Source organism: uncultured Holdemanella sp., assembly GCF_934754935.1.
Taxonomy (GTDB): Bacteria; Bacillota_I; Bacilli_A; order Erysipelotrichales; family Erysipelotrichaceae; genus Holdemanella.
The window spans coordinates 45,596-58,920 of the sequence record NZ_CAKVJB010000003.1 but is presented as its reverse complement, the minus strand read 5'-3'; the positions used below and the strand labels follow the sequence as shown (position 1 = coordinate 58,920).

Annotated in this window: 16 protein-coding genes; 8 read left to right on the top strand and 8 right to left on the bottom strand. The window is 33.6% G+C overall.

The genetic code is table 11. The features are described 5' to 3' along the window. Position 1 precedes the first annotated feature (1 nt). From rnc to Q0E86_RS01510, 4 genes are read right to left on the bottom strand one after another with little or no spacing between them, the layout of a single operon-like run. Entirely contained in the window at positions 2-685 is a 684-nt protein-coding gene (gene rnc / locus Q0E86_RS01525) for a ribonuclease III (RefSeq protein WP_295754180.1), read from the bottom strand. 1 nt (position 686) lies between these two features. Then, positions 687-1,163, bottom strand: coding sequence for a pantetheine-phosphate adenylyltransferase (coaD, locus tag Q0E86_RS01520; protein WP_295754179.1), 477 nt, complete (start codon positions 1,161-1,163; stop codon positions 687-689). Further along, entirely contained in the window at positions 1,160-1,714 is a 555-nt protein-coding gene (rsmD, locus tag Q0E86_RS01515; RefSeq protein WP_295754178.1) for a 16S rRNA (guanine(966)-N(2))-methyltransferase RsmD, read from the bottom strand. The genes coaD and rsmD overlap by 4 nt, the downstream gene beginning before the upstream one ends. Next, entirely contained in the window at positions 1,711-2,919 is a 1,209-nt protein-coding gene (locus Q0E86_RS01510; protein ID WP_295754177.1) for an FtsW/RodA/SpoVE family cell cycle protein, read from the bottom strand. Before Q0E86_RS01510 ends, rsmD begins: the two co-directional genes overlap by 4 nt. A gap of 97 nt (positions 2,920-3,016) precedes the next feature. Here Q0E86_RS01510 and def point away from each other — a divergent pair, with 97 nt between their 5' ends. The 3 genes from def to Q0E86_RS01495 all read left to right on the top strand — a co-directional run bounded on the left by def (position 3,017) and on the right by Q0E86_RS01495 (position 6,325). Further along, positions 3,017-3,568 (top strand): peptide deformylase, encoded by a 552-nt coding sequence (gene def / locus Q0E86_RS01505; protein ID WP_295754176.1) that lies wholly within the window; start codon positions 3,017-3,019, stop codon positions 3,566-3,568. A 74-nt stretch (positions 3,569-3,642) separates the two neighbouring features. Next, the gene (locus tag Q0E86_RS01500; protein WP_295754175.1) at positions 3,643-5,451 is read left to right on the top strand and encodes a ribonuclease J; all 1,809 of its coding nucleotides are present in this window, start codon (positions 3,643-3,645) and stop codon (positions 5,449-5,451) included. A 34-nt stretch (positions 5,452-5,485) separates the two neighbouring features. Continuing rightward, positions 5,486-6,325, top strand: coding sequence for a metallophosphoesterase (locus Q0E86_RS01495; RefSeq protein ID WP_295754174.1), 840 nt, complete (start codon positions 5,486-5,488; stop codon positions 6,323-6,325). Positions 6,326-6,353: 28 nt separating this feature from the next. Here the strand turns inward: Q0E86_RS01495 and Q0E86_RS01490 are convergent, their stop codons facing one another. The 3 genes from Q0E86_RS01490 to rmuC are packed head-to-tail and all read right to left on the bottom strand — an operon-like array spanning position 6,354 to position 8,283. Then, on the bottom strand, positions 6,354-6,881 hold the full coding sequence (locus Q0E86_RS01490) for a class I SAM-dependent methyltransferase (RefSeq protein ID WP_295754173.1): 528 nt from the start codon (positions 6,879-6,881) through the stop codon (positions 6,354-6,356). Then, positions 6,878-7,405, bottom strand: a complete 528-nt coding sequence (locus Q0E86_RS01485) for a macro domain-containing protein (RefSeq protein WP_118010816.1) — start codon at positions 7,403-7,405, stop codon at positions 6,878-6,880. Before Q0E86_RS01485 ends, Q0E86_RS01490 begins: the two co-directional genes overlap by 4 nt. Further along, positions 7,402-8,283, bottom strand: a complete 882-nt coding sequence (gene rmuC, locus Q0E86_RS01480; RefSeq protein WP_270741379.1) for a DNA recombination protein RmuC — start codon at positions 8,281-8,283, stop codon at positions 7,402-7,404. The genes Q0E86_RS01485 and rmuC overlap by 4 nt, the downstream gene beginning before the upstream one ends. A 462-nt stretch (positions 8,284-8,745) precedes the next feature. Here rmuC and Q0E86_RS01475 point away from each other — a divergent pair, with 462 nt between their 5' ends. Continuing rightward, positions 8,746-9,201, top strand: coding sequence for a hypothetical protein (locus Q0E86_RS01475; protein WP_295754172.1), 456 nt, complete (start codon positions 8,746-8,748; stop codon positions 9,199-9,201). Between the two features lie 220 nt (positions 9,202-9,421). Here the strand turns inward: Q0E86_RS01475 and Q0E86_RS01470 are convergent, their stop codons facing one another. Beyond that, positions 9,422-10,171, bottom strand: coding sequence for a creatininase family protein (locus Q0E86_RS01470; RefSeq protein ID WP_295754170.1), 750 nt, complete (start codon positions 10,169-10,171; stop codon positions 9,422-9,424). Between the two features lie 56 nt (positions 10,172-10,227). Here Q0E86_RS01470 and Q0E86_RS01465 point away from each other — a divergent pair, with 56 nt between their 5' ends. The 4 genes from Q0E86_RS01465 (at position 10,228) to Q0E86_RS01450 (ending at position 13,323) form a co-directional block, all read left to right on the top strand. After that, positions 10,228-10,734 carry a phosphatase PAP2 family protein gene (locus Q0E86_RS01465; RefSeq protein WP_295754169.1) on the top strand — a complete coding sequence of 169 codons (507 nt, stop codon included), beginning with the start codon at positions 10,228-10,230 and terminating at the stop codon, positions 10,732-10,734. A gap of 85 nt (positions 10,735-10,819) precedes the next feature. After that, positions 10,820-11,743 carry an alpha/beta fold hydrolase gene (locus Q0E86_RS01460; RefSeq protein ID WP_295754168.1) on the top strand — a complete coding sequence of 308 codons (924 nt, stop codon included), beginning with the start codon at positions 10,820-10,822 and terminating at the stop codon, positions 11,741-11,743. 43 nt (positions 11,744-11,786) lie between these two features. Continuing rightward, the gene (locus tag Q0E86_RS01455; RefSeq protein ID WP_295754167.1) at positions 11,787-12,263 is read left to right on the top strand and encodes a pyridoxamine 5'-phosphate oxidase family protein; all 477 of its coding nucleotides are present in this window, start codon (positions 11,787-11,789) and stop codon (positions 12,261-12,263) included. Positions 12,264-12,318: 55 nt separating this feature from the next. Then, a complete protein-coding gene (locus Q0E86_RS01450) occupies positions 12,319-13,323 on the top strand; it encodes a DUF6930 domain-containing protein (protein WP_295754166.1) in 1,005 nt (334 codons plus the stop codon). Positions 13,324-13,325 lie beyond the last annotated feature (2 nt).

Below are 13,325 nucleotides of genomic sequence, written 5' to 3'. Positions count from 1 at the left end.
TTTATTTAGCCATCTTTTCAAAAGCATCCTTAGCGGCTTTTTGTTCTGCTTTTTTCTTTGTACTACTTGTTCCTTGACCTAATAAAATATCATCTAAATATACACCCATAGTAAATGTTGGGGCGTTGCTTGGACCTTTTTCTTCTAATAATTTATATTGAATTGTTTTTCTAGAATCTGCCTGAATGACTTCTTGTAGATGTGTTTTATAATCTGTAACAGCTTCACTCTTTTCTTGTTTGAATACAGGCTTCATATACTTAGTCAAGATTTCATCACAAACATGATATCCTTGATCAATATAAATAGCTCCAATACAAGCTTCAAACTGATCGGCCAAAATACTTTCTCGATGTCTTCCACCCGTTTTTTCTTCACCGACACCTAAACGCAAAAATTCATACCATCCTAGCTGTCTATTTAATACGGCTAATGTCGATTCACATACAGTTTGTGCACGAAGTGTTGTCATTTGTCCCTCACGCATTTTTGGTTCCATTAAAAATAGCTGAGTTGCACTCCAAATCTGCAAAACAGAATCGCCCATAAATTCTAAACGTTCATTATCATCCATTTCACGATGATGTTCATTGGCATAAGAAGAGTGTGTACATGCCTCTAAATAAATATCTTCATTTTTATATTTATATCCATTTACCTTTAACCAATCAATAAACTTTTCCATTTTATTCTTCTCCTTTTTTAAGATCTTCTAATACGCAAGCTGGCACAAAACCAGAAATGTCTTGTCCATATTTAAAGAGTTCTCTTACATTTGAACTTGAATATAAACTATATTCAGGTCGTGTGAATAGACAAACCGTTTCAATATTCTCATCCAATCTTGCATTCATAAACGCCATGTTTTGCTCGTATGTACAATCCACACCATTACGAATTCCACGTACCAGCACAGTAGCATTTACACTTTTACAAGCCTCTACTACTAATCCAGATTGAATTTTACATGTTACATTCGATAAATGTTTTGTCGATTCATTTAACCATTCAAGTCTTCTTGCCTCGGTAAACTCATTGTTTTTGTCTGAATTTGGTGAAATAAAAACAACCAACTCATCAAACAATTTACTAGCTCTTTCAATAATATCCAAGTGTCCATAAGTCACTGGATCAAATGTTCCACAAAATGCTGCTATTTTCATTTTTCATTCTCCTCTTTTTGATAATAAGAAATCCGCGTAATACCATATGTCTTTTCTTTATATTTTGTAAAGGAAGCTATTTTTTCTGGCCACACCTCTTCTTCACGGCTTTCCACAACAATAATTCCATCGGATTTTACCATATCCAAATCATCTAACTTCTGAATCAATTTTTCATTTTCCTGCTTTGCGTAAGGAGGATCAATATAGACTACATCATATTTTAATGTGAGTCGCTCTAACACACTAAAGATATTTCCACAAATGATTTTTGTCTCTTTATCAGCCTTTAAACTTTTTACATTCTCCTTGATTACCGAGATAGCACCCTTATTATTATCGACTAAAGTCGCATGATCCATCCCCCGACTTACAGCTTCTAAACCCATATTTCCTGTTCCGCTGTAACAATCTAAAAAGTTACCACCATCAAAAATATTTCCTAAACTTGAAAAGATTGCACCCTTAATTTTATCTTGTGTCGGTCTAGTTGCATCATTTTTAGGACTTTTTAATGATCTAGACCCATATTTTCCCGCTACAATTCTCATGATAAACGATCCATCTCCCTTCTTCGGATTGCACAAATACAATTTTGTGCCAACCCCATTGTCAGCATAATCGACATTAAACTTGTTCCCCCACTACTTATAAACAAGAGTGGAACGCCTGTAAAAGGAATTAAACAAGCAACGCCTCCGGCATTTAAGAAAAAGTGCATAAATAGATAAACGCCTGTTCCACCTAATATCACTTTATACATGTCTTCACTTGTTTTAAATGCATAATAAAATAAACGAATTTCAATCATTCCATATAATATAACTAAACCAAATAATCCAAAAATACCCGTTTCCTCAAGCAATACAGCTAAAATATAATCATTATCTGCCTGTGTTAAATAACCATATTTTCGCGTTGAATTGCCTATACCTTTTCCATGAATATCTGAACTTGCGATACCATATAGGGAGTTGGCAGGTTGATATCCATCTCCATATACATCTGTATATGGATCTTTAAAATTCTCAACACGTACCGCAATATGCGCAAGTGGTGTATATTTTATAATTTCAGTACCAATATTTGTGATTCCAAATAAGACAATGGCTGCTGCAATGGCTCCATACACCAATACTTTCAATACTTTTTGCGTACGTTGTAAAACCACATATTTTGGAATCATGATACAAGATAGGAAAATAAAACAAATAATCACCAATGTTCCCATGTCTTTTTGAACAAATACAATTCCAAACATTAAAACAAATGAAATCCATGCTCTCATAAAAAGTTGCCCTCTTACTTTTAACATATCTGTTTCTTTTTTAGCCCGATATAAACATGTAGCACAAATAAGAATAATCAATGGTTTTGCGAATTCACTTGGCTGTAAGGAGATACCTCCAATCAAGATCCAGGCACGGCTTCCTCCAATTTCAGGGAACGCAAATGTAGTTCCCATAATAAACAAACAAATTGGAATAATCATTTTTTCAATTCTTGCATACCATTTAAAGCGAAACCATCTATTCATAAACCACATTGCAATATATCCACATACCGCAAACATACATTGTTTTATAAGTACTTTAGGAACAATATTGGGCGCAGATGTTGTTTTCCCTACATTTGTTGAAATAATAGTGAATGTTCCAACCAATAACAGAAGCGCAACCGCCCAGTTGATATATTTATCACAATTTGGATCCAATGCGAAAAATGATAATTTTGACCGCCGTTTTTGTTTGGACATGAAAATCCCCCCATCATAAATTCTATTTTAGCATATTTTCAAAAATCATTTGTCAATAATTCGAAAATGCTATAGAATACTTGCGAGGATGATTACTATGAAAATAACAAGCAAAGATATTATATTAGATACTGATGAGCGAATTCGTATGCAAAGTGAGCCTGTTTCATTGCCTTTATCCAATGAAGATAAAGAACTTTTGCAGGCTATGTTAGATTATGTACGTAATTCACAAGATGATGAAATTGCCGAAGCCGAAGGTTTACAGCCAGCTGTTGGTATTGCGGCTGTTCAAGTAGGCGTTTTAAAACAAATGATTGCGGTTAGAATCCCATATGAAGATGGTGTGGATGAAGTTGCACTAGTCAACCCTAAAATCATTTCTGAATCTGTACAAAATGCATACTTAGATAATGGAGAAGGCTGTTTATCTGTGAAAGGTGAACATCCAGGTCATGTTTTCCGCCATGCAAGAATTAAAGTTCGTGGTTATGATTTGATTCAAGATAAAAATGTAACCATTTCAGCCGAAGGATATTTCGCAATTTGCCTTCAACATGAAATCGATCACTTGTCAGGTACACTTTTCTATGATCACATTGATGCCAACAATCCTTGGAAAAGTGATGATGAGGCAGAAGTCATTTAAGCTTCTGCTTTTTTAAATTGCCTAGCTTTGCTATAATAACAATAGAGTCATTAAATTATAGAAAGAGGTCGAATATGCCAAAAACACAAGAACAAACGTTTGGGCATGCATCGAACAAAAAACCATATCATGCAAAAAATCACGTTGAAAAAGGTGATACTTTGATCTATGCCTTAGGAGGTCTAGGCGAAGTTGGTAAAAATATGTATTGCTACGAACACGAAAATGAAATCTGTATCGTAGATTGTGGCGTTTTGTTTCCAGGTGATGAATTATTAGGTGTTGACTACGTTATTCCTGATTATCACCATTTGATTCGCATGAACAAAAAAAGAAAGTTTTTAGTAATTACCCACGGTCACGAAGACCATATTGGAGGAATTCCTTTCTTACTTAAGCAAGTCCAGATTGATGCCATTTATGCACCTCGTTTTGCGAAGGCTTTGATTCTTAAAAAGCTAAGCGAACATAAAGGACTAGAAAAAACAAAAATTATAGAAATCGATGAAAATTCAAGTATTACTACAAAATACTTCAAAGTAGGTTTTTTCAATACTATCCACTCAATCCCAGATTCTTTAGGTGTACATATCACATGTCCTAATGGATCTATCGTTCATACAGGTGACTTTAAATTTGATTTAACACCTGTTGGAACCAATGCTGACTATCAAAAGATGGCATTTATCGGTGTTACACAACCCGACTTATTAATGTCTGATTCCACAAACTCTGGAGTTGAGGACTTCTCTATTTCAGAAAGAAAGGTTGCCAACGAAATCCAAGACATTATGCGAAAGACAAAGCAGCGTCTAATCGTTGCCACATTCGCATCCAATGTACATCGTGTTGCCCAAATCATTGAGGCAGCTACTAAATTTGGAAGGAAAGTCATAGTCTTTGGACGAAGCATGGAAAATGTTGTGGATATTGGAAGAAAGATGGGTACGATCAAAGTCAAAAATTCAGACTTTTTGAGTCCTGAAGAACTTGCTCATACTCCAGATGACAAAGTATGTATTATCTGTACAGGAAGCCAGGGAGAACCACTTGCAGCTCTATCAAGAATTGCCAATGGTACACACCGCTTTATCCACTTAAAGCCAGGCGATACAATTGTCTTTTCAAGCAATCCAATTCCGGGAAACCAATCGAGTGTCAATCGTGTTATTGATAACTTATTTAGATCAGGTGCTACCGTACTTACAAAATCCATCTTGAATAACTTGCATACAACAGGACACGCTTCAAAAGAAGAACAAAAACTAATGTTACAATTAGTTCGTCCTACTTATTTTATGCCAATTCATGGTGAATATAAAATGTTGATGCAACACAGACAAACAGCTATGGAAACTGGTATTCCAAAAGAAAACATCTTTGTATGCGCAAATGGTGACATTCTTATTTTAAGAGATCACAAAGTACTACAAAGTGATTGGCGATACCAAGGTGATGACATCTATGTAGATGGAAATGATATTTCTGGATTATCTACAGCCGTATTAAAAGATCGTCGTATTTTGGCCGATAATGGTTTAGTTGCCGTTATTTTAGCTATTGATTCAAAAGAAAACAAGATCTTAATGCGACCTGTTATTGTATCACGTGGATTCGTCTTTATTAAAGACTCACAAGGTTTGATCAAAGAAGCTGAATATATTGTAAATAATTCGCTTCAAGAAAAGATGAAAGAAAAGACAACTTTCTCTGAAATCAAAAACTGTGTACGTTCTACATTAGAACCATTCTTATATAAAAAGACACATCGAAATCCAATTGTAATTCCAGTTATCTTAAATTCAAAACAAACAATGGAAGAACTTCAGAAGAACCGTAAAAACTTCCATGCAAGAAAGCCAAGAACAACAAAGACATCCTAGTGATGTCTTTTCTGTTTTATGATAAAATATTTGCATGACAAAGTTACAGAAACAAATGTTCATCATTATCGGTATTTTATTTGTGGTTGTTTTAAGTATGGCTGCATCTATAACAATCGCAAAAAATGTAGAACCCGATAAATTGATCGTACAATATAAAACACTACAAGATACTAAGATACCTGAATCTATGAATGATGTGTCGATTGTTTATTTTACGGATTTGCAGTATGGAAAATTTGAAAATAAAGAAAGAACAAATAAACTCTTTAATAAGATTGAACACTTAGATCCAGACATTCTTATTTTTGGTGGAGATCTATTTGATGAAAGTAGTCAGATGAGCCAAGAAGATATCGATTATATAACGAATAAATTATCAAAAATCAATGCACCCTTAGGTAAGTTTTGTGTGCTAGGCGAAAAGGATGAGGCAAATAATGATATTGTTCGTTCAATATTAAATCAATCGCAATTTGAAATTTTAGAAAACGAAACCATTCTTCTGACCAATCAAAAGAGTGATGGCATTACATTAAGTGCATTATCCAACACGCCAGATCCAAGTAAAATCACTGTTGCAGATACACAATATAACTTATTAGTTACCCACATGCCAGATACATTGACAAATGAAGAATTATCTACAAAATCCATCTCTTTAGCACTATGTGGACATTCCCATGGAACGCAAATCACATTCCCTGTTCTAGGAGGATACAAATCAATAGATGGCGCAAAATCATTAAATCGTTCCCGTGCTAAAAAGCTAACCTTCCCATACATCATTTCATCTGGTGTTGGCTGTACACACGTAAATCTTCGCTTTATGTCAACTCCCGAAATTTATTATTTCATGCTACAAAGTAAATAAGACAACGCCATAAACGTTGTCTATTTTTTTATCTTCTTTTCTCAATTAATAATACATATGGACAATGATCCACCAATAAATTTTGTACCTTCTGTACCTGAATCGTTGTTTGCGTTTTTAAAAATTGTTCCATACACTTAGCTTCTTCTTGTCCTGATTCATGTGGATACATCACAAGTGCCATTCTTCCTTTTACTTTTAAAAGATGCAAAGCTTGTTTTACTGCACTAACACTTGAAGAAGACTGAGTTGTGATTTCATGATTTCCTTGAGGAAAATAGCCAAAATTAAAGATGATCGCATCTACTTCTTCATGAATATATTCATTCATATGTTCATGTCCGACATTATAGAAACAAATTTTTTGATCAACAAATCGTTTTTTTGTACTTTCAAAAACATCCTTTTGAATTTCAAAACCATATACTTTATGTACATTTTGCGATAAAAAGAAATCTGTATCTTTTCCCTGACCCAATGTGGCATCGATACAAATTGCTTGTTTATGAAGAACTGGCTTTAAAAATTCATGAGATAAATCAACCATGGATTTCATCGCAGTCTAAGTGCCTCTTTATATAGCATATAATCTTCTGTCTTATCACATACAAAACATACATGAATCGCCTTTGTCTCAGGAAACTTATTCATTAATCGCTTTACAGTTTGAATCGCAATTACACAAGCCTCATGATTTGGATATGCATTGATACCTGTAGAAATACATGGAAAAGCAATATTAATCGATTCCATATCATTTTTTCGCATATAATCATAAGCCAATGCCATACTATTCCAATAACAAGCGGCCAAATATTCATCTTCATTATGCGTTCCATCCATATAGCGTGGCCCACACGTATGAATAACTGCCTTACATGGTAAATTAAAAGCTTTGGTCATTTTAGCTTTTCCTACTTCTAAACCATTCAATTCTTGACATGCCTTCATCATTTCACTTCCGGCTTGATGAAATATTTGTGCACTAACTCCTTGCATCGGTAATACTTGTTGATTGGTTGGATCGACAATCAAATCAAAATCCAACAAAGCTATATTTCCCTTTAATGTACTAATCATTCGTCTTCTCCCATCTTAGTCATTCGACTTGATAATTTCTGTGCAGAAATAGAAACCGCATGAAATTGTGTTGCCAAAGTTTCCAATGTCTTTTCTGCCTTTATACTTCTTTCCACAAGACGATTCGCATCTTCTTGAAGCAATAATATATTTCTTTCGATTTCTTCCATATGACTTGTTCTATAAAAATCTTTAGTACTTGATAATAATGTCATCACCTCTGCTACAAGTGTCGTTGGTGATACTAACATCACATGTTTTTGAAGGGCGTATGTGAATAAATCATCGCATTTTGCACAAACAAATTGATAAATAGCTTCACTAGGCACAAACAATAAGGCATAAGGCATCGTATCTATATTGATATATTTATTAGCCACATCATCAATGTGCTTTTTCATATTCATCTTAAAAGGCCTTAAATACGTATCCATATCTTCTTGTAAATTTAAATAGTTTTCCATTGGAAACTTTGAATCAATGCACAATACTTTATTAGTATCTGGCAAATGAAAAGCACAATCCGCAATCTTTCCATTCGGCAAAGTATACTGCATAGAATAAATTGATGGATTTTGACCACAATATACACTTAGAAGCATATCCAATTGATATTCTCCCCAGTTTCCTCTTAATTTTGTGTTTGTCATAACTTGATTCATACGATACAAATAGTCTTCCATTTGATTCAAACTCATTTTAGATGTAGCCTGATTCTTTTGAACATCCTGTACTTGTTTTAAAAGATATTCAAAATTCTTTTGAAGAATCAAAGAATCCGAATTTGAGGAAACACTTTCCTTTGATTTATTTTGCATCAACAAAACAATTAAACATACAATCACAATACATAATAATATTAAAATAATGATTTCCATTAAAGCCTCCATACGAAAAGAAAAGAGACAAAAGATATTTGTCCCCTATTTGTATATTTATTATAGTTCAACTTCAAATGAATTACTACATCTTTTGAAATTCTTTCATGTATAGTTAGTATGACATGTTTGTTGATTTACATTTTTTATTGCGTATGATATATTATGATTGTAGATAGGAAAACTATCTTACATTATTATTTTGCCATCCTTTATTTAGGGTTATGACCGATTGTCCTAAGTCAGCAACAAGTCGCTTATTGATAGTGAAAGCTATTGATGAGTAGAGGTAGACAAAAACTAACGGCAACTTATTTTAGGGTTCTGACCGATTGTCCTAAGTCAGCAACAAGTCGCTTATTTATAGTGAAAGCTATTGATGAGTAGAGGTAGACAAAAACTAACGGCAACTAAGGATGGCTTATTTGCATCTTATATAGATGCTTTTTTTTTGGAGATACTATGGCTACTAGATTTTTAAAGATAAATGATGAATTTAGAGATTCTTTAGAAGAAACATTAGATAAAAACAATCATTCTGGAAAAGTAAGACCATATTATTATGGAATTTCTTACGAAAATAAAATCATACTTGTGCCATTGCGCAGTAGATGTCCTAAAAGTTATTCAATTCCAATTTATAATACAGGAAACAAAGCTAGACCTGGGCTTGATTTCTGCAAAATGATCATCATGAATAGAAACGAATTAAATCTTTATACTTCTAGTGTGTCAGTCAATAAAAATGTTTTTGCGGATTTAAATAGAAAACGAAACCAAATAATCAACATGGTTCATAAAACAATTAGTGACTATAAAACTATGAAACAAAAAGTCGAAAACAACACTGATTTATCTTCTGATGAAATATTTTTAAAAACACGTTCAACTTTGAAGAATTGGGAAGATATTATCTAGTGTTTATGCGAATATATTAAAAGGTGTCTGCATTTTCTGAGACACCTTTTTTGTATATTTTTTGAAAACTATTCTAGCAATGTATCAATCCAGTTGAATACTACTTCTGAAACAAGTCCAACATTACTGGAAAATACATAAAATCGATATAACTACCATTCATTTTATCTGATGATTTACATGTTTTTTTAATATTTATATTAAATGTGAACTTGAATTACTACATCTTTTGAAATTCTTTCATGTATTCCACAAGAAAACCAGCCGTAGCCTCAACCATCTCTTTACCCCATTCATATGTTGCATATTTAGGATGGTCCTTACCAAACCAACCATTGTCACTACTTAAACGATTGCTTCTAGGAACAGGAATATCCACACCTTTAAAGTTAACCGTTTGCGCATTTGAAGCTGTTAATCGGGATGTAAATTGATTTAAATTTGAATCCATGATCTTATCCTTTTGTACTAGACTTTCATCCACATACAACATAGCTGCTGTTTCCTGACCTGCACCATGGCCTCCAGCCCATTCAGGATTGATTTTACCGGCAATGGTCCACCAATCAAAAATCGTTCCAACAGCACCCTTTTTATATAAATGACGACACACTTTACTTAATGCATGTGTATTTCCTCCATGACCATTTAAAAACACAAAGTGTCTAGCTCCACAATCATAAAGTCGATCACTAATTCTTTCCATGACCATTTCCAATAAGTCACTACCAATCGATATTGTACCTGTGTATTCCGTATGAAAATCAGCATCCCCATAAGGCAATGTTGGTGCAATTAATATATCACTCTGTTTTTCTACGAGCTCTAAAATTTTATTAGGAATCATTGTATCGGTTCCTAATGGATTGTGAATTCCATGATTTTCTGTACTTCCCGTTGTCAGAATCACCATATCATGATCCTTAAAATATTCTTCACAATCTTTCCAACTCATTCTTTCTAGTCGCATAACTTCACTTCCTATCTGTATATATGTATAATACTCCTAACGAAAGGAAAATTTCTATGGATATTCAAATTTTATTGTTTATACAAGAAAATATACGAAACTACATATTAACGCCATTCTTTACTTTAATTACCAATGAATACTTCTTATATATACTTCTAGGAATCGTATTGATATATATGTTCAAGAAAAATGAACAAACAAGAAAACTCGCAAAAGAAACAATCATTGCCTTTCTGATTTGTACTGTATTATTTATTGTCTTAAAACTCATATTTCAAAGACCTAGACCCTTTGATGCATTTAATGAACTTGTTCCATTAATAGATAAACCAACCGACTATTCCTTTCCATCTGGACATACGGCATCTGCCTTTATTTGTGCCTTTATGGTATATGATGGTCTTCCCAAAAAATACAGTATTCCAGTCATCCTGCTCGCAATTCTTGTTGCCTTTTCTAGACTCTATGTAGGCGTACATTATCCAACGGATATTCTTGCAGGTATTGTACTTGCGTATATTGTGTATAAATTTATGAAAAAGACTATGTCAGCTAAATGACATAGTTTTTTTGTGGGAGTATGGAGTATAATAAAAACAGATATAAAACGAGTTAACATTACACAAAGAAAAGGAGGATTATTGTATGTTACACGAAGTATCTTTTACATCTTACAATGAACGCGATCAAGTGCAAGGTTGGATTTATGTTCCTGCCTGCAAACCGAATGGAATTGTTCAATTGATTCATGGATTTGGCGAACACTCAAGACGCTATATCCACATGATTTCAGCTTTTCTAGATGCTGGTTATATTGTAGCAGCTGATGATCATGTAGGTCATGGAAAAACCGCAATGGTAAATAATGCATGGGGTGATTGGGGAGACAAAGGATGTCACACCATGATGGAAGATGAGCACACATTGAAAGAAATTGTATGTGAGAAATATCCAGATTTACCTTATTTCTTATTTGGTCACAGTATGGGTTCGTTTATCACAAGAGATTTTATTGCGAAATATGGAAATGAGTTAAATGGTGCAACCATTTGTGGTACAACAGGCATTTTCCGTGGTGCTAAAGAAGCTCAAGAGAAATTGAAAGAAATCATTGATGCAGGACACGGTGAAGAGTCGGATCCAAATGTTGTTGGCTCACTTATGGGTTGGATGTGCGAACGTTGTGGTGAAATTCAAATTGGAAATGAATGGATCTGCCACGATCCATACGTACAAATTGATCATGCACAAGATCCTTTTGATGCCTTCACAAGACCTACAAGCAATCGTTCTATTTATGATTTTATCCAAATGATGCTTACAATTGAAGGTACGCAATGGGCCAAAAAAGTACCTACCGAACTTCCTATTTATAATATTGCGGGTGATCAAGATCCAGTTGGTGAATATGGTCTTGGCGTTTGTCAAGTCAGCAACTGGCTTGTAGAAACTGGACATCATGTCACTACTAAACTATATTCTGGCTATCGTCATGAAATTCATAATTATGCAGAAATCAAAAATGAAGTGGAAGCTGGAATCATTGAATTCATGAATTCAAATTTATAGAGGTGTAATTCAATTTACACCTTTTTCATTAAAGGAGAAACCTATGTTTAAGACAATGCGAAGATTCAAACAACAATTAAGCCAAGAAAAATGTATTGAAATACTTACAAATGAACCACATGGAGTATTATCTTTGATTAGCGATTCAGGATATCCTTATGGTTTTCCTATTACACATTGGTATGATGAAAAAACTGAAAACATTTATTTTCATGGTGCTAAAGAAGGCCACAAGATGGATTGTTTAAAACAAAGTAATAAAGCCAGCTTTTGTGTCATGGATAAAGGTTTTAAGAAAGATGGTGAATGGGCTATTCATTATCAGAGTGTTATAGTATTTGGAAAAATCAAGTTGGTTGATGATCCAAATAAAGTCAAAGAAATATGTACGCAACTCTGTTTAAAATTCACCGATGATCAAGATTATATTGATCATGAATTAAAATATTCAGGTCCTAGTGTACAATGTTTTGAACTTATTCCTGAGTATATAAGTGGAAAAATCGTCAAGGAATCTTGATTGAGTTTCATGTCCTTCAATGTTACTATTAATATAATAAAGTTGAGGAATTATTATGGCAACACAAGCAACATTAGAACAATGGAAAGAACTATATGATTTAGCTATTGAAATCACCAAATTAAAGCCATGGAACTCTTATTGGGACATGGATTTAATTGCGGTAGAAACAAAGAAAAATGAAGAACCCAACTTCGTATCAATTATGGGAAAAGGCGGAACTTGCACAGGCATCAGTGTCTATCGTGGTATGGAAGGTTATAGTGATTTTTGTCAAATCAGCAATGACGACTATAATGTACCCGCAACATTTGTGATGTCCGATCAAAACTGCATTACTTGTTATTGGGGCAATCGTGATGAAATAGATGACGATATGTATTCTATTATCAAACAACTTGGTCTTCGCTTTCGTGGAAACGGAAACTGGATCTATTTCAAAACGTTTGAAAAGAAGAGCTTTCCTAGTCTACCAAATTTTGGTGAAGCCAAGATGTTAATTGAAACCTACAAAGGATTGATTGAAACACTTAAACATGAAGAATACCAAGAATCTATTTTTGAAAAAGGCGATATTATCTATACGCAAAAAGATGAAGATAATCATTGGTTTTCATATACTGTACCTAGACCTACGGAACCAGAACGATATAACACAATTCTTATCAATGATACAAATTTAATCGATCATTTCAAAAATATGGATGACTCAGATTTAGAACTTGCGATCGACATGGATTATATGATGGTCCCTACAAATGATAAAGGTTTTGAAAGACCTATCAATCCATTAGCCTATATTGTATTTGATTTAAGAAACGATCAAATTCTACATTTTGATTTGATTCATCCTGATCAAGAAGATTTTGAAGTTATTATGGATAATTTCTTAGGTGTAGTCGACCATTTTGGTAAACCTAAACATGTATATGCTAGAAACCCATATATTCTAAGTTGGCTTGAATACATTTGCGATGAACTCGACATTCCTCTAGTTGAAGATGATTTAGAGGAAATCGATGATATTTTTAATATGTTAAAACATATGGATATGGAGTAAAA

Excerpts from the sequence above, each read along its gene's own strand:
- rnc (WP_295754180.1), bottom strand. The coding sequence starts at position 685 with ATGGAAAAGTTTATTGATTGGTTAAAGGTAAATGGATATAAATATAAA.
- rsmD (WP_295754178.1), bottom strand. The coding sequence starts at position 1,714 with ATGAGAATTGTAGCGGGAAAATATGGGTCTAGATCATTAAAAAGTCCT.
- def (WP_295754176.1), top strand. The coding sequence starts at position 3,017 with ATGAAAATAACAAGCAAAGATATTATATTAGATACTGATGAGCGAATT.
- Q0E86_RS01495 (WP_295754174.1), top strand. The coding sequence starts at position 5,486 with ATGACAAAGTTACAGAAACAAATGTTCATCATTATCGGTATTTTATTT.
- Q0E86_RS01465 (WP_295754169.1), top strand. The coding sequence starts at position 10,228 with ATGGATATTCAAATTTTATTGTTTATACAAGAAAATATACGAAACTAC.
- coaD (WP_295754179.1), bottom strand. The coding sequence starts at position 1,163 with ATGAAAATAGCAGCATTTTGTGGAACATTTGATCCAGTGACTTATGGA.
- Q0E86_RS01490 (WP_295754173.1), bottom strand. The coding sequence starts at position 6,881 with ATGAAATCCATGGTTGATTTATCTCATGAATTTTTAAAGCCAGTTCTT.
- Q0E86_RS01475 (WP_295754172.1), top strand. The coding sequence starts at position 8,746 with ATGGCTACTAGATTTTTAAAGATAAATGATGAATTTAGAGATTCTTTA.
- Q0E86_RS01450 (WP_295754166.1), top strand. The coding sequence starts at position 12,319 with ATGGCAACACAAGCAACATTAGAACAATGGAAAGAACTATATGATTTA.
- Q0E86_RS01485 (WP_118010816.1), bottom strand. The coding sequence starts at position 7,405 with ATGATTAGTACATTAAAGGGAAATATAGCTTTGTTGGATTTTGATTTG.
- rmuC (WP_270741379.1), bottom strand. The coding sequence starts at position 8,283 with ATGGAAATCATTATTTTAATATTATTATGTATTGTGATTGTATGTTTA.
- Q0E86_RS01510 (WP_295754177.1), bottom strand. The coding sequence starts at position 2,919 with ATGTCCAAACAAAAACGGCGGTCAAAATTATCATTTTTCGCATTGGAT.
- Q0E86_RS01470 (WP_295754170.1), bottom strand. The coding sequence starts at position 10,171 with ATGCGACTAGAAAGAATGAGTTGGAAAGATTGTGAAGAATATTTTAAG.
- Q0E86_RS01500 (WP_295754175.1), top strand. The coding sequence starts at position 3,643 with ATGCCAAAAACACAAGAACAAACGTTTGGGCATGCATCGAACAAAAAA.
- Q0E86_RS01455 (WP_295754167.1), top strand. The coding sequence starts at position 11,787 with ATGTTTAAGACAATGCGAAGATTCAAACAACAATTAAGCCAAGAAAAA.
- Q0E86_RS01460 (WP_295754168.1), top strand. The coding sequence starts at position 10,820 with ATGTTACACGAAGTATCTTTTACATCTTACAATGAACGCGATCAAGTG.